The sequence below is a fragment of the Paraoerskovia marina DSM 21750 genome, from assembly GCF_000701465.1.
Lineage (GTDB): Bacteria > Actinomycetota > Actinomycetes > Actinomycetales > Cellulomonadaceae > Paraoerskovia > Paraoerskovia marina.
Window position 1 is genome coordinate 126,179 of record NZ_JNIY01000004.1, and the last position, 26,342, is coordinate 152,520.

The following is a 26,342-nucleotide window of genomic DNA, read 5'->3' on the forward strand; positions in this document are numbered from 1 at the left end:
ACACTGGGAACTTCTCATCCAGTGGTGAGGTCGCGTCGTCGGAACCCGACAAATGCCGCGAGGATCAGCGCTGCCGCAACGGCCGTGAGGATGATGAGCGGCCCTGCCGTGGGATCCGTGTCGGCGACGTCGGGCACGGAGTAGAACGGCGAGAGGCGCATCGCCCACTCGGGGAGCTCGAACAGCGGGCCGAACAGCCCGGCCACGAACCCGTAGACCAGGAGGAGCCACCCGACGCCGAGGTCGCGCCCGACCAGGCCGTAGAGCGCCAGGACTGCCCCGACCACGACGGCGACCGCCGGCAGGTACGCGAGCGTCCCCACCGCGACGTCCAGCGCGACGTCGTTCCCGACCCCCGCGACCAGCTCGCCCGCGGCGAGCCCGACGGCCGCCACGACGAGGACCAGGACCGTGCCGACGGCGGTGACCGCGAGCTGGGCACCGAGCCAGCGCGTGCGGGCGACGGGGCCGGCGAACAGCGGCTCGGCACGGCCGGACTGCTCCTCGGCGCGCGCACGCGAGATCGACGAGATCGCGAACGCCGTCACCATCAGGCCGAGGTAGAGGATCATCACGGAGTTGAAGCCGTCGAGGATCTGGTCGGCGTCGCCGAAGATCGCCGCGGCGGCCTCGTTGCCCTCGACCATCTCGAGCATGTCGTCCATCGAGCTGGCGAACGTCCCGGACAGGAGTGCGAGCAGCCCGATCCCGGCACCCCACGCGACGACCGAGGCGCGCTGAAGTCGCCAGGCGAGAGCGAACGGGGACCGCAGCCCGGGCCGTGCCGTCGCCCGCCCGCTCCGCGGCGCGACGAGCCCGGCCCCGAGGTCGCGCCTCGCGCTGAGCGTCGAGGCGACCGCCAGGAGAACGACGACGAGTGCCAGGGTGAGCGCGAGCGGCCACCACCGCAGGTCGACGAACGGGCGCATCTGCTGCGCCCACGCCAGCGGGGAGAACCAGGAGAGCGTCGAGCCGTGGGTCTCCTGGATGTCGCCCGCGGCGCGCACGACGAAGGCCGCGCCGAGGGCGGCCATGGCGAGGCCGCTGGCGGTGCGCGCGTGCTCGGTGACCTGCGCGGTCACCAGGGCCACGGCGCCGAAGGCCATCCCGGTCAGGGCCATGCCGGAGGTCAGTGCGAGGGTGTCGACGACGGTGATCGCCGACCCGTCGATTCCGGCACCGGAGGCGAGGATCAGCACGGTGCTCAGTGTCGCGACCGCCAGGTTCGCCACGGTGACGACGACGAACGCGGAGACCCCCTGCGCGCTGCGCCCGACGACGCCGGCCCGGACGAGCTCGGTGCGCCCCGTCTCCTCCTCCGCGCGGGTGTGCCGGACGGCCAGCAGGATCGACATGATGCAGATCGCGACGACGACGAACGGCGTGAACTCGTTGGCCGTCATCGCGCCGAGCGTGTAGTCCTCCATGCCGTAGCCCGGGCCGGTCATGATCGTGGCGGCCGGGGTCGAGACGAGGTCGGCTCGCACCTGCCGGTCGGCGGCGGTCGGGTAGATCGCGTCGAGCGCGAGGATCCCGTACGGGAACATCAGCGAGGCCGCGACCGCCCAGATCGCGATCCGGAGCCGGTCCCGGCGCAGGCCGTGCCGGACGAGGGTCCAGGTGCCGGTCATCCCTGGACCGTCCGGGAGCCGGTGACGTCGTCGCCGTAGTGGCGCAGGAACATCTCCTCGAGCGACGGCGGTGCGGTGACCAGACGGCGCAGGCCCAGGCCGGAGAGCGCGGCGACCACCTCGTCGGTGCGGTCGTTGTCCGCCGAGAACGAGACGGTGACGACTCCGCCGTCGCCGACCGGGCTCACCGTGAGGTCGTGGACCGCGTCGATCGCTGTGAGGTCCCCGGGGTCGCCGGTGACGTCGGCGGTGTACGTCGAGCGGGTCAGGTGCCGCAGGTCGTCGAGCGTGCCGGACTGGACGTCCTTGCCGGCGCGGATGATCGTGACCGTGTCGCAGAGCTTCTCCACCTCGCCGAGGATGTGGCTCGACAGCAGCACCGACGCGCCCCGGTCGGTGGCCTCGCGGACGCAGTCGGTGAAGACGGACTCCATCAGCGGGTCCAGCCCTGAGGTCGGCTCGTCGAGGATCAGGAGCTCGGTGTCGGCGGCGAGCGCCGCGACGAGCGCGACCTTCTGCCGGTTGCCCTTGGAGTAGGTGCGGGCCTTCTTCGACGGGTCGAGCTCGAAGCGTTCGAGGAGGTCGGCGCGGCGGCCCGGGTCGACGGGGCCGCGCAGCCGGGTCAGCAGGTCGATGGCCTCGCCGCCCGAGAGATTGGGCCAGAGGTTGACGTCGCCGGGCACGTAGGCGAGGCGCCGGTGCAGGTCGACGGCGTCGGCCCACGGGTCGCCGCCGAGCAGGCGGGCGCTCCCGCCGTCGGCCTTGATCAGGCCGAGCAGGACGCGGATCGTGGTGGACTTGCCGGCGCCGTTGGGGCCGAGGAACCCGGCGACCTCGCCGCGGCGGACGGTCATGCTGAATCCGTCGAGGGCCCGGACCGTGCCGAACGTCTTGACGAGGTCGTGGATCTCGACGGGGGTGTCGGTGGTGGACATGCTTCTCCAGGGTGGGGGAGTGGCTCAGGGGTGTGGGGGCGCGTCCGACGGCGGCGGGTCGCTGCTGTAGGCGAGGTACCCGTCGAGGATCTCGCCCGAGGTGAAGAACCCGTCCGTGTAGAGCTCGAGGGCGGGGAGCGCGATGCTGTCGCTCCACGCGCGCATGGTCGCGGCGGGCCGTGCGGCGATGTCGGGCTCGTCGAGCGCGACGTGCAGCAGGAGCGCCCCGAGCGAGGCCAGTGTCATGAACCGGGCGCGGGCGTGCTCGTCCCGGGAGGGCCTGATGGTGCCGGCGGCGACCCCGGCCCGCACGTACCCCGCGGCGTCGTCGATCATCCGCTCGACGAACGCGCGGGCGGCCGGGCCGCCGGCCTGGAGCGTGCGCACGACGTAGGCGAGGAGCGGGGCGTACTCGTCCATCGACGCGAGCTGGGCGAGGGGGTCGCCCGTGCCGCCGACCGACTCGGTCTTGCTGGTCCGGACGATTTCGAAGACGTGCTCGTCGCACGCGGCTCGCAGCCCGTCCTTGGACCCGAAGTGGTGGATGACGAGCCCGGCGCTGACACCGGCGTCGGCGGCGACCGCGCGCAGACCCGTGCCGAACCCGTCGGTGCCCCAGCGCACGATCGCGGCGTCGCGGATCCTCGCCCGGGCGGTGAGGTCCTCGGGCGGGGGGGTCGAGCTGCCTGCTGAACGCATGTTCAACAGGCTATACGCCTGTTCAGACGCTGTCGAGGCGCGCGTCGACCATCTGCACGGTCGCGTCCACGGATGCCAGCGTCGAGGAGTCGTGCGAGACCAGCACGGTGGCAGCCCCGGTGGACCGGGCCAGGCCGGTGATCAGCTCGACCACCTGGACGCCGCGCTCGTGGTCCAGGGCGGAGGTCGGCTCGTCGACGAGCAGCACGTCGGGCTCACCCACCAGTGCCCGAGCGATCGCGATCCGCTGTCGCTGACCGCCCGAGAGCTGGGCGGGCCGCTTCGCCGCGTGGTCGACGACGCCCACCGCGTCGAGGAGCTCGAGCGAGCGGTCGCGCAGGCTCGCCGGCTTCTCGCCGCGCAGGTGGGCGTGGAGCTCCAGCTGCTCCAGCGCGGTCAGCGACCCGAGGAGCTGCGGCGCCTGGAACACCATCCCGATGCGGTCCCGGCGCACGCGCGTGGCGTCCGCGACCGACGTCGTCGGCTCGAAGACGACGCTCTCGCCGATCCGGACCTGCCCCCAGGACGGGGCCGTCAGCCCCGCCGCGACGGCCAGAAGGCTCGACTTGCCGGCGCCCGACGGCCCGAGCAGCGCCGTCGTGGTCCCGGCCGGGACGGTGAGACTGACGTCGTCGACGGCGGTGAGGGTGCTCTCCCCGTCGGGGTAGACGAGGGTGACGTGCTCCAGGTGCAGATCCACCGGGTTCTCCTTCGGTCGGTACGTGGTGGGGCGGGTTCCGAGCAGGTCAGTGCGCGGCGAGGGCGGCGTGCGGGTCGACCCGGGTGATCCGGGCGACGGAGACCGCCGCGCCCACGAGCCCGAGGACGACGAGCGCGACCGCCGGGACGAGGGTCGTGGACCAGGACACCGAGACCGGGACTGCGGCGGGAAGCACGGCGGCCCCCGGGACGGTCAGGCCCGTGCCCACGGCGACACCGCCGGTCAGGACGAGCGCCGCCTGGCCGAGTGCGTCCTTGAGCAGATACGGGGTCGAGGCCCCGAGCGCCTTGAGGACCGCGATGTCCGCGGACCGGCTGATCGTCCAGACGGTGAAGAACGCACCCACGACGAGCGCGGAGATCACGAGCAGGAACAGCTGCATCGTCGTCAGGGAGAGGTTCTCGCCGGCGAACGACGGGACCGCCGAGCGGGCGTCGGACGTCGTGACCGTCGTGGTGCCGAGATCGGCGTCCGCCGTCGCGAACGCGTCGGTGCCAGAGCTCGACAGGGCGACCACCGAGGCGACCGGGCCGTCGCTCTCGCCCGTCGCGCCGCGGGCGCCGATCGCCTGCCAGTCGTCGAGCGTCGTCCACACGACGGGGGAGTGCGAGAACGACTCGTCCGCGTCGACGACGGCCGCCACCGTGAGGTCGCTGCCCCCCATCGTGACGGCGTCGCCGACCTCGGCGTCGAGGTCGGCGGCCGCACCCGGGGTGAGCACGACCTCCCCGGACGCGACGTCGCCGCCCGGGACCAGGCCCGACCCGGGCTCCACGCCGAGCGCGGTGACCCCCGCGGTGGTGCTCGCGGACTCGGCCCGCGTCGTCGCCACGCCCAGGGGATCGGCCGACTCGACGCCGTCGACGTCCTCCCAGCCGGTCCACTGGTCCGCGGTCACGCGGGAGGCCGTGAACTCGGGGCTGTCGTCGGCGCTCGGCATCGAGAACGCCAGATGGTCGGACGGCAGGTCCGTGACGGCCGACGTCGACTCCCGGGCGAGCCCGGCGGTCAACGAGGAGAGGAAGGTGACGAGGAACGTGATCAGGATGATCACGACGGACATCAGGACGAATCGACCGCGGGCGTTCTTCAGGTCACGTAGGGCGACGAACACGGAAACCTCCGGGTGGTGGGACTGGTTCCAGCCTCCGTCGCGCACACCCCCGGGTCATCGGGCGCGGGAGTGACTCTCCCGCGCCGAAGGTCGACGCCGCGGTCAACCTTTCGGACGATGCGCGGTTCCAGCACGCGACTACCGTGGATCGGGTGAACCGGCACCCAAGGCCACCCGTGGCGCGCGGCCTCTTCGTGGGGCTCGACGTGCTGACGGGCGCGCTCGTCGTCGTCGCGGTCGTCGCGGCCCCCGCCGGGTCGAGGGCACCCGCGGCGCTCGCGGCCGTCGTGCTCCTCGGGGTCTACGTGTGGGGACGGCTCACCGTCCGCGTCCAGCAGCGTCCCATCTCCGCACCCCGCGGTGCCTGGTGGCCCGACACGACGTGGATCCTCGCGCTGCTCCTCCCGTGGGCCGTCCTGCTCTGGTTGACGCCCGGGGCGCTCTGGATCGCCTTCCCGCTGATGTTCCTGCAGATGCACGTCCTCGGCCCGCACCGGGGGCCGTTGATGGTCCTCGCGACCGCCGCCCTGGCGATCGCCGAGGGGCTGCTCGTGCAGGTGAGCCCGGGCGACTCCTGGACCGGGTTCGTCCTCGGCCCGCTCTTCGGGGCAGCCGTGGCGATCGGGGTGGTGCTGGGGCTCGAGGCTCTCGTCCGGGAGTCGGAGGCCCGTCAGCGCACGGTCGAGGAGCTCACCGCCGCGCGCCTGCACCTCGCGGCCGCCGACCGTGAGAACGCCGTCGCCGCCGAGCGGGAACGGGTCGCCCGCGACATCCACGACACCGTCGCGCAGTCGCTCACCGCGATCGAGCTGCTGCTGCGCACCGCCGAACCCGCGATCGGCGCCGACGACGCCCGAGCCCGTCGCCTCGTCGACCAGGCCCGCACCGCGGCCCAGGACAGCCTCGCGGACGCGCGCCGGCTCGTCGAGGACCTCACGCCGGCCGATCTGCACCGCACGACGCTCGTCGGAGCGCTCCGCCGCGTCGCCGGACGGACCGCCACCGCGTCCTCCGACGACGCGACGCCCCTGACCGTCGACGTCGAGACCTGCGGGGAGCCGCGCGCGCTGCCCGTCCCGGTGGAGACGGCCGTCCTGCGGATCGCGCAGTCCGCGCTCGCGAACGTCAGCCGGCACGCCGACGCCGCCCACGCGCGCCTCACCCTCACCTACGAGCCCGAGCGGGTGACCCTCGACGTCGTCGACGACGGGCACGGGTTCGACCCCGCCGTCTCCCCGACGCGAGGTTCCGGGAGCGGCGGCTTCGGCCTTCCCGCGATCCGCTCGCGCGTCCACGAGCTCGCCGGGACCGTCGTCCTCGAGTCGGCACCCGGGCGAGGGACGGCGCTCGCGGTCACTTTCCCCGTCCACGAGGCTGGGCCGCCGCCCGGGGCGACCGTGCCCGACCCGGAGGTGACCGCATGATCGACGTCGTCCTGGCCGACGACCACCCCGTCGTCCGCGCCGGCCTGCGCGCCGTCGTCGACTCCCATGACGACATGCAGGTGGTGCACGAGTCGGCGACCGCCGAGGCGCTGCTCGACTGGCTGCGCGACGGCGATACCGCGGACGTCATCCTGATGGACCTGCGCTTCGGGACGACCGCGATGGGCGGTGTCGAGGCGACCGGCGCCATCGTCGAGACCTACGCCGTGCCCGTGCTCGTCGTGACCATGTACGGGTCGGACGCCGACATCCTCGCCGCCATCGAGTCCGGAGCCACCGGGTACGTCCTGAAGGACGCGCCGACGGAGGAGCTGGCCCGCGCCATCCGCTCGGCCGCCGCGGGAGAGATGTCGTTCGGAGCGGCGGTGCAGCAGCGGATCTTCGGCCGGATGCGCGCCCCCGAGCAGAACCTCAGCGCCCGGGAGCTCGAGGTGCTCGGCCTCGTCGCGGCCGGACGCTCGAACGACGCGATCGCCCGCGAGCTCTTCCTGTCCGTCGCGACCGTGAAGTCGCACCTGGCCCACATCAACACCAAGCTGGGCACGCAGTCACGCACCGGGGCGGTCGCCGTCGCGCGCGAACGAGGGATGCTCTGAGACAGGCCCGGCCCTACGTCCAGACGGGGACGACGGTCGCGACGACCGTGAGGACGGCGCCGGCCGCGAGCCCGAGCAGAGCGCCGCGAGCCCGACCGGCGTCCCCGCGGAGCCCGTGGACCATGAGCCGGACCGTCTGCACCACCACCACGGCGAGGCCGAGAACCTGGACGGCGACCACGGTCTCCTCGTTCGCCCAGACGAGCCCGACGGCGGCCATGAGGAGCCAGACGAGGGTGACGCGACGACGCGTGAGGTTCGGCCCCCGAGCCGTCGCGCTCACCGGTGCGACTTCACTCGTCCGCACGCGCGGCAGATCTCGAAACGAGGGTCCGTCGTCACGCCGCACCGTGGGCACCAGAACACCGTGCGCGCCGTGAGATGGCGATGAATCCGGAACCCCGCCCAGACGAGTCCGCCTGCGAAGATCGCGAAGATGCTCAGGTACATCATGGCCACGTCGACCGTCTCGGGAGTGGTCGTCAGCTTCCACACCCAGAGGATCAGGCTGCCGAGCAATCCTGAGGCGATGGGTGCGAGGGAGATCGCCGCCAGAACGATGAGGACTGTGGCGAAACAACCGGGCTGGCGCCAGGTCGTACCGCGAATTCCGTACATGTGTTGAGTAGCCCCCCGGTTCTCTGTCGCTCGACGGCACAGCATCGTGTCGTCGGTCGTTCAGCCCCGGATCTTTCCACAGACGGTGTCGGCGGAGAGGGGAGGGCCAGGGAGTGAACTCGAGGGCGTGCGCTGGTTGTCGAGCGGTCTCGGCCAGACGGGTCGCTGACGTGGAGACGACCCGGGGGCCCGCGGAAATCAGGGCATCGAGTCCGTCAACGACAGCGGCCCGCTGCACGTGCGTGCAACGGGCCGCTGTCTCTGCGGAGGATGGGGGATTCGAACCCCCGAGGGCTTTCACACCCAACACGCTTTCCAAGCGTGCGCCATAGGCCGCTAGGCGAATCCTCCTGGTACTGACCCACGTCCCGACGGACGTACGGCAGCCATCCGAGGGTACCGGACAGATGCCGTGGGAACCGAATCCGCGTCGTCGTGCAGTTGGTCACGAGGCGGGGCCGGGCCGGTTTTCGATCCGGGCGCATCAGCCGCTAGGCTAGGGGCAGACCCCTCGTACGGCGTTACCTCACTGAACTCCCCCAGGGCCGGAAGGCAGCAAGGGCAGGTGGGCTCTGGCGGGTGTACGGGGGGTCCTTTGCGTCTCCGCCCGGGCCCGAGATGCGAGTTGCCCGAAGGTTGGCAGAGTCCGTGGCTGCACTCGAGAGCCTGCTCTCGAGTGTCCTGCTGTCGGACAACCTTGGGTGGATATGCGTCTTCACGTGCTTGACGGGCTCCGGTTCGTCGCGGCGTTCGCCGTCGTCCTGTTCCACTTCACGGCCCGTGACCACTCGCGGTGGGCCGAGGGGCTTCCGGTGGAGGTCTTCCCGGTGCTCTCCGAGCTCACGCGCTACGGGTACGTCGGCGTCCACCTGTTCTTCGTCATCAGCGGGTTCGTGATCCTGATGTCGGCGTGGGGCCGGTCGATCCCGGACTTCATCGGCTCCCGCGCGGGCCGGCTGTTCCCCGTGTTCTGGACCGCGGTGCTCATGACGGCGGCGCTGCGGCTGTGGTGGCCGACGTTCACCCCGCGCTCCGCGTCCGACGTCGTGGTGAACCTGACGATGCTGAGCGAACCCCTCGGGGTACCCGCCGTCGACGGCGTCTACTGGACGCTCTGGGTCGAGCTGCAGTTCTACGTCCTCGTCGGGCTCCTGCTCGCCGCCGGGATCACCGAGCGGCGGCTCGTCGTCGGCTCCACGCTGGCCTCGACCGGGTTCACGGTGGCGTACCTCGTCGACCCGAGTCTCGGTGCGACGTTCACGATCGTCGGCTGGATGCCGCTGTTCGCGGCCGGGATGATGCTCTTTCTGCTGCACCGGTTCGGGTTCAGCCGGGCCCGGGTCGGGGCGCTCACCCTCAACGTCGTGCTCGCGGCGTGGCTCGCCGGCGCGCACCAGACGGGCTCCGTCGACGCGATCGTCTCCGGGGGCGGGGTGAACGCCTGGGCGATGGCCGGGCTCGTCGTCGTCGCGATCGGGCTGGTGGGCCTGGCCGTCCTTGTGCGGCCGGTGCAGCGGGTGAACTGGGGATTCCTGGGCACGCTCGGCGCACTGACGTACCCGCTCTACCTGCTGCACGAGTACTTCGGGTGGGCCGTGATCGAGGTCCTCGACGTCCGGGCCGGCCGCTGGGTGGCGCTCGCCGGCGCTCTGCTGGTCTCCGTCGTGATCTCGGTGGTCGTCCTGCACCTCGTCGACCGTCGATGGGGCCGCCCGCTGCGCCGGACCGTCACGGGACACCTCGAGGCTCCGCCGTGGCTCCCTTCCCGCGCTCCGCGTGAGATGGCCGGGGACGTCGTCGCGGGCGTCCGGTTCTAGTGGAAGGATCGGCGCATGTCGTCGTCGAGGTCTGCAGGGGGCAGCGTACTGAGGGTCGTCGGAATCGGTCTGGGGGCGCTCCTCGTCCTCGCCGTGGTCCTGGTCGGCTGGCTGTTCTACGAGGTCTCCGTCCCGGACGACGGGGACCGCGTGGCCGAGCAGCAGGCCGAGGCGACGGCTGAGCAGATCGCCGAGGATCTCGAGCCCCGGTACGCCGACCCCCTCGGCGCGGAGAACCTGGCGGCGCAGGTCGTCGCCGACGGCCCGGACGGCGTCACCGTGCTCGGCTGGGACGGAGACTCCGGGAGCGACGAGGGCGCCGCGGTGGAGGTGGCGATCCGGGCGGAGGTCCGGGGATCGTCCGGAGAGTTCTTCGACCCCGGGGTCTCGGCGGGAACGTCGCTGACCTGCTGGCGGTTCACCGTGCACGCCTACGAGCACGACGCCGAGGCGACCCGCGACGAGATCGACTGCCCCGACGACCTGGGCGGGGCGCCCGCCCCCGAGCCGACGCCGCTGCCGTCCCTGGACCCAAACGCCGAGGCGACCGTCCTGGCGGCACTCGACGCGCTCCCCGACGACGCGACACCCGCCACGGCGGAGGCCGCACTGCGCGAGGCGTTCCCGGAGTTCGTGGACGTGCGGGCCGACCAGGGCTCCGACGTGCTGGTCGCCACCGTCGGGGTGCTGCGGGCCCGCGACTGCATCGTCGGGGTGCGACACGTCGGCGAGTCCGCGTGGCGGTTCTCCGGCTTCGACCGCATCCAGCTCGAGCCGGGCGAGGGCGGCTGCGACCCCGGCCTGTACCTGGCACCGATCACGACGCACTGACCGGGGACGACGGCGCGATCCCTGCAGGATGTTCGTGTCGGTCTCGACGTCTAGAGTGACCGGGGTGAGCACCGCCCTGTACCGCCGCTACCGCCCCGACACGTTCGCGGACGTGATCGGGCAGGACCATGTGACCGGGCCGATCGGGCAGGCGCTCCGGTCCGACCGCATCACGCACGCCTACCTGTTCTCCGGCCCACGCGGCTGCGGCAAGACGACGTCGGCCCGGATCCTGGCACGGTGCCTCAACTGCGCGCAGGGCCCCACCCCGACCCCGTGCGGGGAGTGCGACTCGTGCCGTGAGCTCGGCCACGGCGGGTCGGGGAGCCTGGACGTCGTCGAGATCGACGCGGCCTCGCACGGTGGTGTCGACGACGCGCGCGACCTGCGTGAACGCGCCTCGTTCGCCCCCACCCGGGACCGGTTCAAGATCTTCATCATCGACGAGGCGCACATGGTCTCGCCGGCCGGGTTCAACGCCCTCCTCAAGATCGTCGAGGAGCCGCCCGCGCACGTGAAGTTCATCTTCGCGACGACGGAGCCCGACAAGGTCATCGGCACGATCCGTTCGCGCACGCACCACTACCCGTTCCGCCTGATCCCGCCGGACGTCCTCGGCCCCTACATCGAGCACCTCTGCGACCTCGAGGGCATGCGGATCGGCGCCGGCGTCATCCCGCTCGTCGTGCGCGCCGGCGGCGGCTCGGCCCGCGACTCGCTCTCGGTGATGGACCAGCTGCTCGCCGGTGCCGAGGACGGCGAGGTCGACTACGAGCGAGCCGTCGCGCTCCTCGGGTTCACGCACGCCACGCTGCTCGACGACGTCGTCGACGCGATGGCGAACGCCGACGGGGCCGCGATGTTCCGCGTGGTCGACACCGTGATCGCCAGCGGGCACGACCCGCGACGGTTCGTCGAGGACCTCCTCGAACGCCTGCGTGACCTCGTGATCATCGCCGTCTCGGGCGACGCCGCCGCGGCCGTCCTGCGCGACGTCCCGGCCGACCAGATGGTCCGCATGCAGAACCAGGCGGAGCGGCTCGGCCTGGCCGAGCTCTCCCGGGCCGCGGACCTTGTCAACGCGACGCTGACCGAGATGACCGGTGCGACGTCACCGCGCCTGCACCTCGAACTCCTCTGTGCACGTCTGCTCGTGCCCGCCGGCGACGGTGCGGCGCAGGCGCTCGCGGCACGCGTCGAGCGGTTGGAGCGCGGCGTCGGGGGAGGCGTCGGTGCTGCACCGGCCACGGTCGGTCGTGCGGAGGAGAGTCGCGCGGGAGCCGGCTCGACGTCCTCCCGGCCGAACCCGGCCTCCACGGCGCGCGGGGCCGACGCGGTCCGCGCGGCGCTGGGGAAGTCGAAGCCGGCGGCCGAGGCCGCCCCGGTGGTGCCGGTCGCACCGAAGCCCGAACCGGAGCCGACGCCTGAGCCGGAGCCGACGCCTGAGCCGGAGCCGACGCCTGAGCCGGAGCCGACGCCTGCACCCGAACCGACCCCTGCACCCGAACCGACCCCTGAGCTGGAGTCGACACCCGAGCCGGAAGCGGGACCGGGGGCTGACGTCGAACCGGAAGCCGAGCCCGCGCCGGAGGGCGAGCCCGAGCCCGAGGCGAGCGAGCCGTCCGGCCCGGAGCCCGCGACGTCGGACGGTCCTGTCCTGGCAGCTGACGCGCTGAAGTCTGTGCTGCGACAGGGCTGGTCCCGGCTCATGGAGGCGGTCGGTGAGGCCAACGGTCTGCTGCCCGCCATCATGCGCGGCAACGCGCAGTACGAGTTCGGCGACGACCTGCTGACCCTCCGTTTCCGCGACCAGGGCTCGTTCGCTCGGTTCCGCGACCTCGGCGGGCCGGACGCCGTGCCGCCGGCGGTCTCGACCGTCGCCGGTTCGCCCGTCCGGGTCGAGTTCGCCGTCGACGACGCGTCGGGTGGAGACGGCGGCGGCGGGTCGCGGACCCCTGACCCGGGGTCCGGGGACGGGCCTGCCGCGTCGTCGTCGGTCACGAGCTCGTCGACGCAGCCGGCCTCGGGGTCGGACGCGCAGGCTTCGCCGGCACCGGTCGCCCAGCAGCCCTCGTCGGCGACGGACGACGCCGCCGACGCCGCCTGGCTGGCCGGTACGCCCCGCAACCGGGTCTCGGCGCCATCGGTCGTGAGCGACGAGACCGCGGACGACCCGGACCCGGACCCGGACCCGGAACCCGCTGCCCCGGAATCCTCGGCACCCGCCCCGACGAGCGCACCGCGACCACCCGCCGCCCCGACGGCGGCGGAGCGCGCGATCGCCAACGCCCGGCTGAACGCCGGAGCAGCGCGTCCGGCCCCACGCCAGACCGTGAAGCCCTCCTACGACTCCGGCGAGGAGGACACGTCTGCCGACGACCCGGACCTCGCGTCCACCGGCCTGGTCGGTGTCCCGCTCGTGAAGTCGATGCTGGGCGGCGTCGTGATCGAGGAGATCACCGAGGGCCAGTAGTCGGTGCGGCCCGCACGGGTGTGCGGCGCCGGACTGTCGCCGGTACGCCGTAGGCTGACGGGGTGTATGAAGGCGCGGTCCAAGACCTGATCGACGAGCTCGGCCGGCTACCCGGCGTCGGGCCCAAGAGTGCGCAGCGGATCGCTTTCCATCTGCTGGCGGCCGACACCTCCGACGTGCGCCGGCTCGCCGACGCACTCACCGAGGTGAAGGCGCGCGTGCAGTTCTGCGAGACGTGCGGCAACGTCGCCGAGTCCGCGACCTGCCGGATCTGTGCGGATCCGCGTCGTTCCCCGGCGACCATCTGCGTCGTCGAGGAGGCCAAGGACGTCGTTGCCGTCGAGCGGACGCGTGAGTACCGCGGCAAGTACCATGTGCTCGGCGGCGCCATCAACCCGATCGAGAACGTCGGGCCGGACGACCTGCGCATGAGCCAGCTCATGACGCGGTTGGCCGACGGCGTGGTCGAGGAGATCATCATCGCGACCGACCCGAACGTCGAGGGGGAGGCCACGGCGACGTACCTGTCGCGACTGCTCGCCCCGATGGGTCTGCGCGTGACTCGACTCGCGTCCGGGCTGCCCGTCGGTGGAGACTTGGAGTACGCCGACGAGGTGACTCTCGGTCGGGCGTTCGAGGGAAGGCGGTTGGTCGGTGGGTGAGTCCCGGACGAATCTCGGCGAGGTCGCCGACGCCTTCGCCGAGCAGGCACGCACGTTCCTGACGACGGCGGTCGAGGTCGGCTCCGGTGCGACGTCCGGGGCGGTGATCCCGGTGCTGCTGCTCGCCGTGTCCGACGTGGTCGCCGCCGGTGCGCGCCTCGGGGCGATGGTCGACGTCGTGCCGCCGGAGCGCTTCGAGCCGGACGCGGGCGACGAGGCCGACCTCGGCCCGCTGCGGGAGTCCCTGGCCCTGCAGTTCGACTCGCTCGACGAGTACGCGGAGGTCGTCGACCCCGTGCTGGGCGCCGAGGTGGGGCGTGCGGCGGTGTCCGACGACGTCGCGACGGTCGCGGAGGCGCTCGCCAAGGGTCTGCAGCACTATGACGCGGGCCGGCGCGCCGAGGCGCTGTGGTGGTGGCAGTTCTCCTACCTGTCGTCCTGGGGGGAGCGGGCGTCGGGCGTGGCTCGCGTGCTCGTGATGGTACTCGCGCACCTGCGCCTCGACGTGGATGACGACGTCGCGGCGGAAGCCGAGTACGACGCCCTGCAGGCGTGACGGTCCTCGAGTCGGGCGGGCTCGAGATCGACCTGCTGACGATCGTCCTGCTGATCGTCGCGGGCTTCGTCGCAGGCTGGATCGACGCCGTGGTGGGCGGTGGCGGGCTCGTCCAGCTGCCCGCGCTGCTCCTCGTCCCGGGCATCAGCCCCGTCCAGGCGCTGGCGACCAACAAGCTCGCCTCGATCATGGGCACCTCGGTCTCGGCGACGACGTACTACCGGCGCGTCGGCCCCGACATGCGGACGGCCATGCCGATGGCGGCGTTTGCTCTGGTCGGGGCGATCGGCGGCGCGGCGCTCGCCTCCCGCATCCCGGAGGAGCTCTTCACACCGATCATCCTGGTCGTGCTGGTCGCGGTCGCCGTCTACACGATCGCCAAGCCGCAGCTCGGGCGCACGAGCGACCTGCGCTGGGAGGGCAACGGCCACCGCTGGATCGCCGCAGGCCTCGGCCTCGTCATCGGCTTCTACGACGGGCTGCTCGGCCCGGGAACCGGGACGTTCCTCGTCATCTCGCTCGTCAGCGTGCTCGGGTACGCGTTCCTGCCGGCGTCCGCGCTCGCGAAGATCGTCAACTTCGCGACCAACCTCGGTGCGCTGATCTTCTTCATCCCGTACGGCGCGGTGCTCTGGGCGCTGGGTCTCGTCGTCGGTGTCGCGAACCTCTGCGGCGGGTACGTGGGGGCCCGGATGGCCGTCGCCCGGGGGAGCGGGTTCGTCCGGGTCGTGTTCGTCGTCGTGGTGGGTGCGTTGATCTGCACGCTCGGGTACGACGTCGTCGCGGGCTGACCGCTCGAGCCGTCCGGTCGGGGAAGTCCCGGTATACGGACGAATCGCGGTCCGCCGACCGGGACGCGCCTACGATGTCGTGAACCATCAAGCACCCGGCGGGCCGTTGAGAGAGACGGAGGCCGGCGACAGACGGAGCACACCATGGCACTGATTGTGCAGAAGTTCGGCGGGTCATCGGTCGGTGACGCCGAGAGCATCAAGCGCGTGGCGAAGCGCATCGCCGAGGCGAAACGGGCAGGGAACGACGTCGTCGTCGTGGTCTCCGCGATGGGGGACACGACGGACGAGCTGATCGACCTGGCCCGGGAGATCACCCCGCTGCCCCCGCAGCGAGAGATGGACATCCTCCTCACGGCGGGCGAGCGCATCTCGATGTCGCTGCTCGCGATGGCGATCACGAACCTCGGGATCCGCGCCAAGTCCTTCACCGGTCAGCAGGCCGGCCTCATCACGGACGCCGTCCACGGCCGCGCGCGGATCGTCGACGTCGTCCCGAGTCGCATCCGCGAGACGGTCGAGAAGGGCCACGTCGCGATCGTCGCGGGCTTCCAGGGCGTCAACCCGGAGGCGGGCGACGTGACGACGCTCGGGCGCGGCGGGTCGGACACGACGGCGGTCGCGCTGGCCGCCGGGCTCGGCGCCGACGTCTGTGAGATCTACACGGACGTCGACGGCGTGTTCACCGCGGACCCCCGCATCGTCCCCTCCGCGCGCAAGATCGACCGCATCTCCTTCGAAGAGATGCTGGAGATGGCGGCGTCGGGCGCCAAGGTCCTCGTCCTGCGCTGCGTCGAGTACGCGCGGCGGTACAACGTCCCCATCCACGTCCGCTCGTCGTACGCGGCCCATCCCGGCACGCTCGTCATCAACCCCGATGCCGACGTGCCTGACGCGCCCGGACTCTCGGACGCACTCTTCGCGAGCCTCTCGCAGCCCCGATCCCACGAGTCCGAGCAGGAGTCGAGCATGGAAGCCCCGATCATCTCCGGCGTCGCCCACGACCGCAGCGAAGCCAAGATCACCGTCGTCGGTGTCCCCGACGTCCCCGGCACGGCCGCCCGCATCTTCGAGAACGTCGCGTCCGCGGGCGTGAACATCGACATGATCGTCCAGAACGTCTCGGCCGCCGCGACCGGGAAGACGGACATCTCGTTCACCCTCCCGGCCGACCAGGTCGTCGAGGCCACGACGGCGCTCGACGCGCTGCGTGACGACGTGACCTTCGAGTCGCTGCAGATCGACGACCAGATCGGCAAGCTGTCGCTGATCGGTGCGGGCATGAAGTCGCACCCCGGCGTCTCTGCGAAGTTCTTCGCGGCGCTGAGCGACGCCAACGTCAACATCGAGATGATCTCCACCTCGGAGATCCGGATCTCGGTGGTGACCCGCGCCGACTCGCTCGACGACGCGGTCCGCGCCGTGCACACGGCGTTCGACCTCGACACCGAGGCCGAGGCCGTCGTCTACGCCGGCACCGGCCGCTGAGAGGGGTGGCAGAGATGACCACGATCCCCGCTGAGATCGCCCCCGAGGGCGTCGCCGTCGCCGTCGTCGGTGCCACCGGGCAGGTCGGTGCCGTGATGCGTCGTCTGCTCGAGGAGCGCGACTACCCGGTCTCGACGATCCGGTTCTTCGCGTCGGCCCGGTCGGCCGGGACGACGCTCCCGTTCCGCGGGTACGACGTCGTCGTCGAGGACGTCGCGGCCACCGCGACGGACGACCTCGCCGGCATCGACGTCGCGCTGTTCTCCGCCGGCGGTGGCACCTCGCGCGAGCACGCCCCCCGGTTCGCGGAGGCCGGCGCGCTGGTGATCGACAACTCGTCGGCCTGGCGCCTGGACCCCGACGTCCCGCTCGTCGTCTCCGAGGTCAACCCGGACGCGATCTCCGAGGCGTCCAAGGGCATCGTCGCCAACCCGAACTGCACGACGATGGCGGCGATGCCGGTGCTCAAGCCGCTCGCCGACGTCGCGGGCCTGGAGCGCCTGGTCGTCGCCACGTACCAGGCCGTCTCGGGGTCCGGCCTCGCCGGGGCGGAAGAGCTCGACACCCAGGTGCGCTCCGCCGTCGGGCAGGACACGCTCGGGCTGGTGCACGACGGCGCGTCGGTCGCCTTCCCGGACCCGGTCAAGTACGTGGCGCCTATCGCGTTCAACGTGCTGCCGATGGCCGGGTCCGTGGTGGATGACGGGTCGGGAGAGACCGACGAGGAGCAGAAGCTCCGCAACGAGTCGCGCAAGATCCTCGCGCTGCCGGAGCTCGCCGTCGCGGGGACGTGCGTGCGGGTGCCGGTGTTCTCCGGGCACGCGCTCGCGATCCACGCCGAGTTCGCCGAGCCGATCACGCCGGAGCGTGCGCGTGAGCTGCTGGCCGACGCCCCGGGTGTCGCCCTGGCCGACGTCCCGACGCCGCTGCTCGCCGCCGGGGCCGACCCGTCGTTCGTCGGGCGCATCCGGCAGGACCAGAGCGTGCCCGGCGGTCGTGGCCTGGTCCTGTTCGTCGCGAACGACAACCTGCGCAAGGGCGCCGCGCTGAACGCCGTGCAGATCGCCGAGCTCGTCGCTGCCGACCTCGCCGAGCTGCAGACCCTCGACGCCGTGGACGCCGCCGCCCTCGGCGACTGACGTTCGAGAGCCCGGACGGGATGCGGTGGGGCGGATGCCCCGCCGCCTCCCGTCGTTCGTCTGTCCGAAGGTCCGTCCTCACCGCGGACGCGCGGGCCCCCGAGGTCTGCGCCGTCGGGTGACGAGGAGATTGAACGCGACGACCGACGCGACGAAGAAGACGGCGGACGCGATGCGCAGCACCGTCGAGGCCGCGCCGGTGACCTCGAACGCCGCGAAGTACGAGCCGATCATCAGGACGACGAGGCCGGGGACGATCAGGCGCCTCGTCATCGGGCGCATCTTGCGGGTGCTCGGCCGGAGGGAAGCATCGGACGAGCGTACCCAGTGTGGCTCTGCGCACGCAGACCCTCGGTGAGTCTCCTCTTGCGCCACTCACGCGTTCTGTGGTTCATTGGTCAAGTAACGAACCAACGAGGATGAAAGGAGAGGGCATGTTCGACGGGCCAGAGCCGATCTACGTGCAGATCGCCGACCATCTCCGCGCACAGGTGCTCTCCGGCGAGCTCCGGGAGGAGGAGCAGGTCATGTCCACCACACAGTTCGCGACGACGTTCCGCATCAATCCGGCGACCGCAGCCAAGGCCTTCAACGGCCTGGTGGACGAGGGGGTGCTCTACAAGCGCCGCGGTGTCGGCATGTTCGTCGCCCCGGGCGCCCACGAGACGCTGCTCGCCGCCAACCGTGCGGCGTACGTCGCCGAGGTGCTCGACCCGGCGCTCGACCGCGCAGAGGTGCTCGGCATCCCGCTGAGCACGGTGCTCGACCACGTCCGGCGACGCGCCTCGGCCGCTCGGCCTGCCGCCGCGCAGACCTCCGCCCCCGCACAGGATCCCCGGCCCGACGAGGTGACCTCATGACCGCGAAGCCCGAGTCCGCCGAGACCGTGGCGCCCTTCGCTGCCGAGCTGCGGGACGTCGTCGTGCGCTACGACCGCGACGGCGAGCCCGCCCTCGACCGCACCGACCTGACCATCCCCGCCGGGACCATCACGGGGCTGCTCGGCCGCAACGGAGCCGGCAAGTCGACGCTGCTCTCCCTCCTCGCAGGGTTCCGTCGCCCGACCTCGGGCGAGGTGCTGGTCGGCGAGCCGGGAAGCCTCGAGGCCGCGTACGAGAACCCCTGGGCGAGCATGAACGTCCAGCTCGTCCGCGAGTCCGGCGACGTCTGGGGCGACGAGCGCGTCTCGGAGTCGCTCTCGCACTACGAGCTGCTGCGTCCCGCCTGGGACGCCGATCTCGCCGGTCTGGTGCTCGACACCCTCGAGGTCGACCGGTGCACCAAGTACGAGGCGCTGTCCCGGGGCAAGAAGTCCGCCGTCGCGGCGGCCGTGGGCCTGGCCTCCCGCGCACCGCTGACGATCTTCGACGAGGTCTACCTCGGCATGGACGCACCCAGCCGGTACGCGTTCTACGACCTGCTCCTCGCCGACTACGCCGAGCATCCCCGCACGATCGTCCTGTCCAGCCACCTGATCGAGGAGATCGAGCGGCTCTTCGAGCACGTCGCGATCCTCGACCACGGACGCACGCTGCTCAGCGAGCCCGCCGAGGACCTCCGGGGGCGCGGCACGAGCCTCACCGGCCCCGCCGACGTCGTGGCGCGGCACGTCGGGGACCGGCGGGTCCTGTCCGAGCAGCGGCTCGGGCGCACGGCCCAGGTCGCCGTCCTCGGGTCCTTCGACGCAGCACAGCGAGCCGCCGCCGTCTCCGACGGTCTCGAGCTCGACGGAGTCACGCTGCAGGACCTCTTCGTCCACCTCACCGCCACGGACGTCGCCCCGGCCCAGCCGGGCTCCGGCGCCCCCGTCGCACAGCCGCAGGAGGAGCGATGACCACCACCCTCGAGGCACGCCGCGAGGCCGTCGCCGACCACGAACGCCGTGCCACGCGCGCGGTCACCCAGTACGCCGTCGGCGGGACCTGGTACATCGGGATCTGGTACTTCGTGGTCTCTGTCGTCGCAGCGGTCGTCGTCATCACGATCGAGGTCCGCAACGGAGGCGTCGGCATCAACCCGGCAGCAGGGCCGGCCGGTTCCGCGCGCTTCTTCCTCTTCGTGATGGCGATCTTGCTGCCCCTGATGATCACTCCGGTGCATCTCGCCGCGGGAGGCACGCGCAGGACCCTGACGCGCGGGTTCCTGCGTGGCGGGGCGGCCGTCGGCCTCATGTTCGCGGCGGTCTCGACGCTGCTTGTCGTCGTCCAGCCGGTGGTGCTCGGGTGGCTCGACGTGCCCGTCGTCGGCGACCCGTTCCCGATCCTCACGTACCTCGGCACGCAGGTCGCGCTGTGCATCGTCTACGTCTTCACCGGCAACGCGATCGCGATCAGCTACTACCGGTTCGGCGGGTGGGTCGGGACGGCGGTCCTCCTCCTGCTCCTCCTGCCGCCGGCGCTCGCGGAGTACGCGACGACGGTGGGACTCGTCACCGGACTGCCGCTGCCGTCGCCGGCCGTGGTGGTCGTCGGGTGCGCTGTCGCGCTCGCGGCGTCCGCGACCGCGCTGTGGTTCATGTTCCGCGATCTCCAGGTGCGCCCGCGCGTCGGCTGACGGTGCACGGTCTGCGGCCCGCGGCCCTGGACGGGCGTGCGGGCCGCAGCGCACCTAGGCTCCCGGACATGAAGCCGTTCCTGCTCCTGGCGACGCGCGCCGAGGACGTCGCCGCCGACGGGGAGTACGCGGCGTTCCGCCGGTTCGGCGGGCTCGAGGAGCATCAGCTGCACCGCGTGCGGATGGAGCAGGGGCCGATGCCCGCGGTCGACCTGGACGACTACTCGGGTGTCGTCCTCGGCGGCGGGCCGTTCAACTCCTCCGACGACGCCGCGACCAAGAGCCCCACCCAGCGCAGGGTTGAGGCCGAGCTCGCCCCGCTGCTGGACGAGATCCTGGACCGCCGGTTCCCGTTCCTCGGGGCCTGCTACGGCGTCGGGACCCTCGGGCTCCACGGCGGCGGCGTCGTCGACACCACGTACGGCGAGGAGGTCGGGCCCGTGACCGTCCAGCTCACGCCCGAGGGCCGCGCCGACCCGCTGTGCGCCGACCTGCCGGACGAGTTCGCCGCCTACGTCGGGCACAAGGAGGCGTGCCGTGTGCTGCCGCGGGGCGCCGTGCTGCTCGCCCGGTCGGCGAACTGCCCGGTGCAGATGTTCCGGGTGGGCCCCAACGCCTACGCCACCCAGTTCCACCCCGAGCTGGACGTCGACGGGATCGTCGAGCGGATCGGCGTCTACCGCGAGTACGGGTACTTCCCGGCGGACGAGGCGCAGGCGGTGGCGGACCGCGCCCGGTCACGCGACGTCCGTGCGCCGGGCCGGATCATGCGGGCGTTCGTCGAGCGGTACGCCCGCGACTGAGGGTGCGCTACGCCCGCGACTGAGGTGGTTCAGACGAACCGGGTCGGCCCCGGCTCCCGCGCGAAGTCGAGGGCCTCGGCGATCCTCGACGAGACGGACGGTGGGACGTCGGGAAGGTCGTCGACCGAGAACCACCCGATCGCCAGCGACTCGTCGTCGTTGACCTGCGCGCGCTCGGCGGCCTCGTCGGAGACCGCCCGGGCCAGGAAGAACGCGTCGAGGTACTGGGTGCGGTCCCCGTTCGGGTAGACGATGACGGGCGTCGTCGTGAGCGAGACCAGGCCGACGACCTCGACGACGACCGCCGACTCCTCGAGCACCTCCCGTGCGAACCCGCGGGCCGGCTCCTCACCCGGGTCGAGGATCCCGCTCAGGAGGGCCCAGCGTCCTGAGTCGGCGCGCCGGCCCAGCAGGAGACGCCCGTCGTCGCGCAGGACGACGCCGGTGACACCAGGCATCCACAGGAGATCGGTGCCGACGCGGGAGCGGAGGTGGGCGACGTGCTCGGGAATGGCCATGGGCCGACGCTAGACGCACCGCCCGCAGATTTCCTCTCGCCGTGACGGACCGCATCGTGGACACCTGTCGGCGTCCGCTCGACGGCGCGTGCTACGTTCTGCTCGTGGACATCCGTTGGTATTGGCGCTTTACGCTGGCTCCTGGTGGGGCCGAGCGGGCGCACGCCTGACCAACCACACCCACCGGAGCCAGAACAGGGCCAGGACGCAACCCGCGTCCGGGCCCTTCGTCATTCAGACGGGCCGCTCCGGACACAGGATGCGGTGAGCCGGCTCCGCCTGAGCAGATCAGAAACCAGGAGCCCCTCGCATGACCTCGACCTCGCTCGACCTCGATCCCACGCTCGTCCCGGCAGCACGAACGGTGGACACCTCCGCGCCGGAGGGTGCCGCAGGTGTCACGATGGACGACGTGACCACGACACCCGACTACGCCCCGCGCACCGGCACGAGCGATCTCCGCGTCCGCGCCCTCGACCCGTTGCCCGCTCCGGCGGAGATGCTCGCGGACCTCCCGCTGGGTGACGCACGATCGGACCTCGTGACGTCGTCGCGCCGTGCCGTGCGCGACGTGCTCGACGGGACGGACGACCGGCTCGTCGTCATCGTCGGGCCGTGCTCGGTCCACGACCCGGAGGCTGCGCTCGACTACGCGCGGCGCCTGGCCGCCGTCGCGCGGGAGACGGAGCAGGACCTGGTCGTCGTCATGCGCGTGTACTTCGAGAAGCCCCGGACCACCGTCGGGTGGAAGGGCCTGATCAACGACCCCGATCTCGACGGCACCCACGACGTCAACCGTGGCCTGCGCCTGGCCCGGGAGGTGCTCCTCGGCGTCCTCGACGCAGGGGTCCCGGCGGCGTGCGAGTTCCTCGAGCCGACCAGCCCGCAGTACATCGCGGACGCCGTGAGCTGGGGCGCGATCGGCGCCCGCAACGCCGAGTCGCAGGTGCACCGCCAGCTCGCCAGCGGCCTGTCGATGCCGGTGGGCTTCAAGAACGCCACGGACGGCGACATCCGCATCGCCGTCGACGGCTGCATCACCGCCGCGAGCGAGCACACCTTCTTCGGCATGGACTCCGTGGGGCGTGCCGCGGCCGTCGAGACTGCCGGCAACCCGGACTGCCACGTGATCCTCCGGGGCGGCCGGGGCGGGCCCAACTACTCGCCCGACGACGTCGCCGCAGCCCTCGACGTCGCGCGCACCTCGGGCCTGGGTGGCGCCGTCGAGCACGGTCTCGTCGTCGACGCCTCGCACGGCAACTCGGGCAAGGACCACGTGCGTCAGGCGGAGGTCGTGCGCGAGATCGCCGAGCGTCTGGCGTCCGGCGAGGCAGGCATCACGGGCCTGATGATGGAGTCGTTCCTCGTGGCGGGCGCGCAGGCACCGGCGCCCAGCGGCCTGGAGTACGGCAAGTCCGTGACGGACAAGTGCATGGACTGGGACACGACCGCCGACCTCCTGCGCGAGCTCGCGGCGGCGGTGCGCGCCCGGCGCGCCTGACCGCTTGCGCCCCCAGGGGGCGCGCGTGCGCCGGACGGGTCACGATGGCGGGGTGGACCACGCCGACACCCCGCCGTCCTGCCCGCAATGCGGGCACGCGCTGAGCATGTTCGCCGAGGCTCCGATGGGGGCCGCAGAGCGGGCCGCCTCGAGGGTCGCCGCCGTCGTGGCGTCCTGGTGGTTCTCGCTGGCGCTCGCGACGGCGATGGTCGTCTGGATCGCGGTGAACGTCGTCTGGCGGCCGTTCGAGCCCTACCCGATGATCATGGTCGCGGGGCTTGCGGGCGGGCTCGGCGTGATCTCGGCGTTCTACGGCCCGCTGATCCTGCTCACGCAGCGTCGTGCCGCGATGCGCGACCGTGCACGGGACCGAGAGACCTATCTCGTGGCGGCGCGGACGGAGGACGACCTGCACGCGCTGTCCGCGCAGGTCACGCGCCTGGCCCGCCCGCTCGCGACCGAGCACGCCGACGACGACGGAAGGACGGACCGATGACGACCGACGCCACCGCGACGATCACCGGGCACGAGGCCCGCGGCAGGGCGGTCCTGGAGCGCGAGGCCGACGGCTCCGCCGTCGTGCGGCTGACGGACTTCTGGGTCGCCCCGGGCGCCCCCGACGTCCGGCTCTACGTGACGGCCCGCGAGGACGGGCGCGTGGACCGCTCGGCGGTCCAGCTGGGCCGGGTGCCCGACCGGACTCCCGAGCTGTCCTTCCCCGTGCCCGACGGCGTCGACGTGGCGGACCTGCGGCACGTCGTCGTGCACTGCACGGTGTACTCGGTGTATTTCGGTGCGGGGGAGTGGCTTCGCGTCGACCGGTAGGTGGACGTGGCTCGTCCGCTCCGCGGGCACCGGTGCAGGCTTGTGAAAATAGGCACAAAGTATGGACGTGCTGACCCTCCCCGAGACCGTGACCGAGCAGAGCCACGCCGCCAAGGTCAAGGTGTCGACGGCGCGGCAGCACCCGTTCCGCTACGCCGTCTCCGCGATGCTCGCCGGGATGTACATCGGTGTCGGCGTCGTGCTCATGCTGGCGACGGCGGGCCCGTTCCTCGCCGCCGGGGACCCGGCGTGCCAGCTCGTCTCGGGCGTCGTCTTCGCGGCGGCCCTGACCCTCGTCGTCTTCGCCGGGTCCGAGCTCGCCACCTCCGCGATGATGATCCTCAGCCAGGGCGTGGCGACCCGCGCAGTGCGGTTCACGACGGCGGTCGGGACCCTCGCCCTGTGCCTGGTGGGCAATCTCCTGGGTTCCATGGCGTTCGCGTGGATGGTCGTGCAGTCCAAGGTGCTCGAGTCGAACCCCGCGGCGCACGAGATGCTGGCGTCGATGCTCGACCACAAGGCCCACGAGACCGCCGGGGAGATGTTCTTCCGCGGGGTCCTCTGCAACATCCTCGTCTGCGCGGCCATCTGGGCCTGCGGTCGGCTGAAGACCGAGGTCGGCAGGGCGATCGTGATCTTCTGGGCCGTCTTCGCGTTCATCGCCTCCGGGTTCGAGCACGTCGTCGCCAACATGACGACCTTCAGCCTCGGTCTGTTCACCGGAGACATGACGACGTGGGCGACGTTCGGCGAGAACGTCGTCTGGGTCGGGCTCGGCAACCTCGTGGGCGGTGCCGTCGTCGTCGGGCTCGGCTACGTCGTCGTCGCCGGGAGAATCACCCCCGCCTCGACGGGCGGTGCCCCGGACGGCTCACTAGGGTCAGGACATGGGGGAGCAGCCGAGCCGTCCACCGCCGTCGATGTCGACATCGACGCCGCCCCCGGGCGCTCCGGCGCCGACACCCTCACCTGACGCCGCGCGTCACGAGCTCGCCCACCGGCACCACCTGCACATGCTGGTCGCCGTCACGCTGATCGTGGCGATCGTCGTCGTCGTGATCTGGCAGGTCGCGGCCCGGCAGGGCCCACGGTTCGTCCAGACGCCCGCAGCAGCAGCCACGACCGTCGCCACCGGCACCACCGAGGTGGCGGCCGGGACGACGCCCGACTCGGCGCCCCACTGCGAGACGGCGGGCGGGACGCGGGCCGTCGTCGCCGTCGACGGACCCGCGGCACGGGTCGAGCTCGTCAACGACGGCAGCGTCGCAGCGACACTCTCCGGGGCGCACGACGGCGTCCTGGTCGTCTTCGAGAGCGACGGGAGCCCGGGGGAGAGCAGCAGCCGTGTGGGCCCCGGGGAGAGCGTCACGGCATGGGTGGTGCCCGACCCACCCGAGGGCGACGCGCGGACGGGGACGCGGGTGCAGCATCTTGCGCTCGCCGTCTCGACCCTCGGCGTCGACACCGTGCAGACCGTCCGCCTCTCGCCGACGGTCGTCTCCGGCGACCCGCAGGTGCTCTGCGAGACCGAGGAGTAGCGGAGCGCGACGGGCGCGGGCCGGGTGAAGGCACGCCGGAAGGCCCGAGAACGACGAAGGCCTGAGATCCACTGGATCTCAGGCCTTCGTGCTGGTCGGGGTGACAGGATTTGAACCTGCGACCTCGTCGTCCCGAACGACGCGCGCTACCAAGCTGCGCCACACCCCGGTGCTCCACTGCGTAGCGAAGCCTGCTCAGAATAGCCGACACATGCCCGTTCGACGAAACCGGCGCTACGGAGCGGCTGTCAGGGTCAGCAACGTGGCCTCCGGGCGGCACGCGAATCGCACCGGCGCGTACGGCGACGTCCCGGCCCCGGCCGAGACGTGCATCATCGTGGAGCCCTCACCACCCGGCCTGTCCGGGCGTTCGCCGGGCCACCCGTGGACGCCGGAGACACGGCGGCGGTCCAGGTCGCAGTTGGTGACAAGAGCGCCGTAGAACGGCACGCAGAGCTGCCCGCCGTGGGTGTGGCCGGCCAGGATCAGGTCGGAGTCGTCGTCGTGCATCGCGTTCAGCACGCGCCGGTACGGGGCGTGCGCGACACCGAGCCGGAACGCCCCGGGGGAGCGCGGCGCCGGCGTCGGGAACACGTCCAGGTCGAGATGCGGGTCGTCGACCCCGGCGAGCTCGATGCGACGACCTCCCACCTCGAGCACGTCGCGCCGGTTGGTGAGGTCCTTCCACCCCGCGGACCGGAGCTCGCGCGCGAGCTCCTCGGCCGGGAGATCGCGCTCCGGGTTGCGGCGCGGGACCCGTGCGTCGGGGAGCAGGTACCGGGCGGGGTTCTTGGCGTGCGGGGCGTAGTAGTCGTTCGAGCCCATCACGAACGTCCCCGCGGAGGACGCCAGGAGCGGCTCCAAGGCGTGCAGCAGCGGTGCGAGCGCCTGACGGTGCGCCATGTTGTCGCCGGTGTCGACGACGACGTCCGGTCGCAGCTCGGCGAGCGAGCGGACCCAGTCGATCTTGCGCTGCTGCGTGGGCGTCAGGTGCAGGTCGGAGATGTGCAGGACACGGAGGTCGGCCATCCCCGCCGGGAGGACCGGCAGCGTGGCCTCACGGACCGTGAAGAGCTTGGTCTCCACGT

28 protein-coding genes, 2 tRNA genes and 1 other RNA gene are annotated in these 26,342 nt (G+C 72.1%); 20 read left to right on the top strand and 11 right to left on the bottom strand.

Annotation, left to right across the window (positions count from 1 at the left end; translation table 11 throughout):
- Positions 1-14 precede the first annotated feature (14 nt).
- Genes Q343_RS0106675 through Q343_RS0106695 form a run of 5 tightly spaced genes read right to left on the bottom strand, consistent with a single transcriptional unit; the run spans position 15 to position 5,100 of the window.
- On the bottom strand, positions 15-1,631 hold the full coding sequence (locus Q343_RS0106675; RefSeq protein WP_029252818.1) for an ABC transporter permease: 1,617 nt from the start codon (positions 1,629-1,631) through the stop codon (positions 15-17).
- Positions 1,628-2,566, bottom strand: a complete 939-nt coding sequence (locus Q343_RS0106680; RefSeq protein ID WP_029252819.1) for an ABC transporter ATP-binding protein — start codon at positions 2,564-2,566, stop codon at positions 1,628-1,630. Before Q343_RS0106680 ends, Q343_RS0106675 begins: the two co-directional genes overlap by 4 nt.
- 24 nt (positions 2,567-2,590) lie before the next feature.
- Entirely contained in the window at positions 2,591-3,265 is a 675-nt protein-coding gene (locus tag Q343_RS0106685; protein WP_029252820.1) for a TetR/AcrR family transcriptional regulator, read from the bottom strand.
- A 22-nt stretch (positions 3,266-3,287) separates the two neighbouring features.
- Complete coding sequence (locus Q343_RS0106690; protein WP_029252821.1) at positions 3,288-3,965, bottom strand: ABC transporter ATP-binding protein; 678 nt, start codon at positions 3,963-3,965, stop codon at positions 3,288-3,290.
- A gap of 46 nt (positions 3,966-4,011) precedes the next feature.
- Positions 4,012-5,100, bottom strand: a complete 1,089-nt coding sequence (locus tag Q343_RS0106695; RefSeq protein WP_029252822.1) for an ABC transporter permease — start codon at positions 5,098-5,100, stop codon at positions 4,012-4,014.
- Between the two features lie 152 nt (positions 5,101-5,252).
- Between Q343_RS0106695 and Q343_RS0106700 the strand changes: the two genes are divergently transcribed.
- Positions 5,253-6,524 (top strand): sensor histidine kinase, encoded by a 1,272-nt coding sequence (locus tag Q343_RS0106700; RefSeq protein WP_155990665.1) that lies wholly within the window; start codon positions 5,253-5,255, stop codon positions 6,522-6,524.
- Positions 6,521-7,141: a response regulator transcription factor gene (locus Q343_RS0106705; protein WP_029252824.1), complete on the top strand. Its 621-nt coding sequence runs from the start codon at positions 6,521-6,523 to the stop codon at positions 7,139-7,141. Before Q343_RS0106700 ends, Q343_RS0106705 begins: the two co-directional genes overlap by 4 nt.
- 13 nt (positions 7,142-7,154) lie before the next feature.
- Here Q343_RS0106705 and Q343_RS0106710 read toward each other — a convergent pair whose 3' ends face one another.
- Both Q343_RS0106710 and Q343_RS0106720 read right to left on the bottom strand, forming a co-directional pair.
- Positions 7,155-7,424 (bottom strand): hypothetical protein, encoded by a 270-nt coding sequence (locus Q343_RS0106710; protein ID WP_029252825.1) that lies wholly within the window; start codon positions 7,422-7,424, stop codon positions 7,155-7,157.
- Positions 7,425-8,023: 599 nt separating this feature from the next.
- A tRNA-Ser gene (locus Q343_RS0106720) sits at positions 8,024-8,110 on the bottom strand.
- A gap of 151 nt (positions 8,111-8,261) precedes the next feature.
- Here Q343_RS0106720 and ffs point away from each other — a divergent pair.
- The 9 genes from ffs to Q343_RS0106760 all read left to right on the top strand — a co-directional run bounded on the left by ffs (position 8,262) and on the right by Q343_RS0106760 (position 17,516).
- Positions 8,262-8,358, top strand: an RNA gene (gene ffs / locus Q343_RS14845) — signal recognition particle sRNA small type.
- Positions 8,359-8,478: 120 nt separating this feature from the next.
- Positions 8,479-9,576 carry an acyltransferase family protein gene (locus Q343_RS0106725; RefSeq protein ID WP_162175472.1) on the top strand — a complete coding sequence of 366 codons (1,098 nt, stop codon included), beginning with the start codon at positions 8,479-8,481 and terminating at the stop codon, positions 9,574-9,576.
- A gap of 15 nt (positions 9,577-9,591) precedes the next feature.
- Positions 9,592-10,407, top strand: a complete 816-nt coding sequence (locus Q343_RS14485; RefSeq protein WP_052366967.1) for a hypothetical protein — start codon at positions 9,592-9,594, stop codon at positions 10,405-10,407.
- A gap of 64 nt (positions 10,408-10,471) precedes the next feature.
- Positions 10,472-12,880, top strand: a complete 2,409-nt coding sequence (locus Q343_RS0106735; RefSeq protein WP_029252829.1) for a DNA polymerase III subunit gamma and tau — start codon at positions 10,472-10,474, stop codon at positions 12,878-12,880.
- A gap of 62 nt (positions 12,881-12,942) precedes the next feature.
- Entirely contained in the window at positions 12,943-13,542 is a 600-nt protein-coding gene (gene recR, locus Q343_RS0106740; protein WP_029252830.1) for a recombination mediator RecR, read from the top strand.
- A complete protein-coding gene (locus Q343_RS0106745) occupies positions 13,535-14,098 on the top strand; it encodes a DUF5063 domain-containing protein (RefSeq protein ID WP_029252831.1) in 564 nt (187 codons plus the stop codon). Before recR ends, Q343_RS0106745 begins: the two co-directional genes overlap by 8 nt.
- On the top strand, positions 14,095-14,889 hold the full coding sequence (locus Q343_RS0106750) for a sulfite exporter TauE/SafE family protein (RefSeq protein WP_172829011.1): 795 nt from the start codon (positions 14,095-14,097) through the stop codon (positions 14,887-14,889). Before Q343_RS0106745 ends, Q343_RS0106750 begins: the two co-directional genes overlap by 4 nt.
- Positions 14,890-15,033: 144 nt before the next feature.
- Positions 15,034-16,377 carry an aspartate kinase gene (locus tag Q343_RS0106755; RefSeq protein WP_029252833.1) on the top strand — a complete coding sequence of 448 codons (1,344 nt, stop codon included), beginning with the start codon at positions 15,034-15,036 and terminating at the stop codon, positions 16,375-16,377.
- A 14-nt stretch (positions 16,378-16,391) separates the two neighbouring features.
- Entirely contained in the window at positions 16,392-17,516 is a 1,125-nt protein-coding gene (locus Q343_RS0106760) for an aspartate-semialdehyde dehydrogenase (protein WP_043109863.1), read from the top strand.
- Positions 17,517-17,594: 78 nt separating this feature from the next.
- Here Q343_RS0106760 and Q343_RS0106765 read toward each other — a convergent pair whose 3' ends face one another.
- The gene (locus Q343_RS0106765; protein WP_155990667.1) at positions 17,595-17,789 is read right to left on the bottom strand and encodes a hypothetical protein; all 195 of its coding nucleotides are present in this window, start codon (positions 17,787-17,789) and stop codon (positions 17,595-17,597) included.
- A 161-nt stretch (positions 17,790-17,950) separates the two neighbouring features.
- On the opposite strand from Q343_RS0106765, the gene Q343_RS0106770 reads away from it, so the two are divergent.
- The 4 genes from Q343_RS0106770 (at position 17,951) to Q343_RS0106785 (ending at position 20,872) form a co-directional block, all read left to right on the top strand.
- Positions 17,951-18,376: a GntR family transcriptional regulator gene (locus Q343_RS0106770; protein ID WP_029252836.1), complete on the top strand. Its 426-nt coding sequence runs from the start codon at positions 17,951-17,953 to the stop codon at positions 18,374-18,376.
- Positions 18,373-19,350 (top strand): ATP-binding cassette domain-containing protein, encoded by a 978-nt coding sequence (locus Q343_RS0106775; RefSeq protein WP_052366968.1) that lies wholly within the window; start codon positions 18,373-18,375, stop codon positions 19,348-19,350. The genes Q343_RS0106770 and Q343_RS0106775 overlap by 4 nt, the downstream gene beginning before the upstream one ends.
- Positions 19,347-20,069, top strand: coding sequence for a hypothetical protein (locus tag Q343_RS0106780; protein WP_029252838.1), 723 nt, complete (start codon positions 19,347-19,349; stop codon positions 20,067-20,069). Before Q343_RS0106775 ends, Q343_RS0106780 begins: the two co-directional genes overlap by 4 nt.
- A gap of 68 nt (positions 20,070-20,137) precedes the next feature.
- A complete protein-coding gene (locus Q343_RS0106785; RefSeq protein WP_029252839.1) occupies positions 20,138-20,872 on the top strand; it encodes a glutamine amidotransferase in 735 nt (244 codons plus the stop codon).
- Between the two features lie 29 nt (positions 20,873-20,901).
- Here Q343_RS0106785 and Q343_RS0106790 read toward each other — a convergent pair whose 3' ends face one another.
- Positions 20,902-21,390: an NUDIX domain-containing protein gene (locus Q343_RS0106790; RefSeq protein WP_029252840.1), complete on the bottom strand. Its 489-nt coding sequence runs from the start codon at positions 21,388-21,390 to the stop codon at positions 20,902-20,904.
- Positions 21,391-21,793: 403 nt separating this feature from the next.
- Between Q343_RS0106790 and Q343_RS0106795 the strand changes: the two genes are divergently transcribed.
- The 5 genes from Q343_RS0106795 (at position 21,794) to Q343_RS0106815 (ending at position 25,254) form a co-directional block, all read left to right on the top strand.
- Positions 21,794-22,891, top strand: coding sequence for a 3-deoxy-7-phosphoheptulonate synthase (locus Q343_RS0106795; protein ID WP_052367044.1), 1,098 nt, complete (start codon positions 21,794-21,796; stop codon positions 22,889-22,891).
- A gap of 52 nt (positions 22,892-22,943) precedes the next feature.
- Complete coding sequence (locus tag Q343_RS0106800) at positions 22,944-23,387, top strand: DUF1003 domain-containing protein (protein ID WP_029252842.1); 444 nt, start codon at positions 22,944-22,946, stop codon at positions 23,385-23,387.
- The gene (locus Q343_RS0106805) at positions 23,384-23,716 is read left to right on the top strand and encodes a DM13 domain-containing protein (protein WP_029252843.1); all 333 of its coding nucleotides are present in this window, start codon (positions 23,384-23,386) and stop codon (positions 23,714-23,716) included. The genes Q343_RS0106800 and Q343_RS0106805 overlap by 4 nt, the downstream gene beginning before the upstream one ends.
- A gap of 61 nt (positions 23,717-23,777) precedes the next feature.
- Positions 23,778-24,689: a formate/nitrite transporter family protein gene (locus Q343_RS0106810; protein ID WP_248616767.1), complete on the top strand. Its 912-nt coding sequence runs from the start codon at positions 23,778-23,780 to the stop codon at positions 24,687-24,689.
- Between the two features lie 40 nt (positions 24,690-24,729).
- Entirely contained in the window at positions 24,730-25,254 is a 525-nt protein-coding gene (locus tag Q343_RS0106815; protein ID WP_029252845.1) for a hypothetical protein, read from the top strand.
- 92 nt (positions 25,255-25,346) lie between these two features.
- On the opposite strand, the gene Q343_RS0106820 is transcribed toward Q343_RS0106815, so the two are convergent.
- Positions 25,347-25,423, bottom strand: a tRNA-Pro gene (locus Q343_RS0106820).
- Between the two features lie 65 nt (positions 25,424-25,488).
- Complete coding sequence (locus Q343_RS0106825; protein WP_345940089.1) at positions 25,489-26,340, bottom strand: metallophosphoesterase; 852 nt, start codon at positions 26,338-26,340, stop codon at positions 25,489-25,491.
- Positions 26,341-26,342: the final 2 nt, after the last annotated feature.

Excerpts from the sequence above, each read along its gene's own strand:
- Q343_RS0106675 (WP_029252818.1), bottom strand. The coding sequence starts at position 1,631 with ATGACCGGCACCTGGACCCTCGTCCGGCACGGCCTGCGCCGGGACCGG.
- Q343_RS0106680 (WP_029252819.1), bottom strand. The coding sequence starts at position 2,566 with ATGTCCACCACCGACACCCCCGTCGAGATCCACGACCTCGTCAAGACG.
- Q343_RS0106685 (WP_029252820.1), bottom strand. The coding sequence starts at position 3,265 with ATGCGTTCAGCAGGCAGCTCGACCCCCCCGCCCGAGGACCTCACCGCC.
- Q343_RS0106705 (WP_029252824.1), top strand. The coding sequence starts at position 6,521 with ATGATCGACGTCGTCCTGGCCGACGACCACCCCGTCGTCCGCGCCGGC.
- Q343_RS14485 (WP_052366967.1), top strand. The coding sequence starts at position 9,592 with ATGTCGTCGTCGAGGTCTGCAGGGGGCAGCGTACTGAGGGTCGTCGGA.
- Q343_RS0106755 (WP_029252833.1), top strand. The coding sequence starts at position 15,034 with ATGGCACTGATTGTGCAGAAGTTCGGCGGGTCATCGGTCGGTGACGCC.
- Q343_RS0106760 (WP_043109863.1), top strand. The coding sequence starts at position 16,392 with ATGACCACGATCCCCGCTGAGATCGCCCCCGAGGGCGTCGCCGTCGCC.
- Q343_RS0106765 (WP_155990667.1), bottom strand. The coding sequence starts at position 17,789 with ATGACGAGGCGCCTGATCGTCCCCGGCCTCGTCGTCCTGATGATCGGC.
- Q343_RS0106770 (WP_029252836.1), top strand. The coding sequence starts at position 17,951 with ATGTTCGACGGGCCAGAGCCGATCTACGTGCAGATCGCCGACCATCTC.
- Q343_RS0106775 (WP_052366968.1), top strand. The coding sequence starts at position 18,373 with ATGACCGCGAAGCCCGAGTCCGCCGAGACCGTGGCGCCCTTCGCTGCC.
- Q343_RS0106780 (WP_029252838.1), top strand. The coding sequence starts at position 19,347 with ATGACCACCACCCTCGAGGCACGCCGCGAGGCCGTCGCCGACCACGAA.
- Q343_RS0106785 (WP_029252839.1), top strand. The coding sequence starts at position 20,138 with ATGAAGCCGTTCCTGCTCCTGGCGACGCGCGCCGAGGACGTCGCCGCC.
- Q343_RS0106790 (WP_029252840.1), bottom strand. The coding sequence starts at position 21,390 with ATGGCCATTCCCGAGCACGTCGCCCACCTCCGCTCCCGCGTCGGCACC.
- Q343_RS0106795 (WP_052367044.1), top strand. The coding sequence starts at position 21,794 with ATGGACGACGTGACCACGACACCCGACTACGCCCCGCGCACCGGCACG.
- Q343_RS0106805 (WP_029252843.1), top strand. The coding sequence starts at position 23,384 with ATGACGACCGACGCCACCGCGACGATCACCGGGCACGAGGCCCGCGGC.
- Q343_RS0106810 (WP_248616767.1), top strand. The coding sequence starts at position 23,778 with ATGGACGTGCTGACCCTCCCCGAGACCGTGACCGAGCAGAGCCACGCC.
- Q343_RS0106815 (WP_029252845.1), top strand. The coding sequence starts at position 24,730 with ATGCTGGTCGCCGTCACGCTGATCGTGGCGATCGTCGTCGTCGTGATC.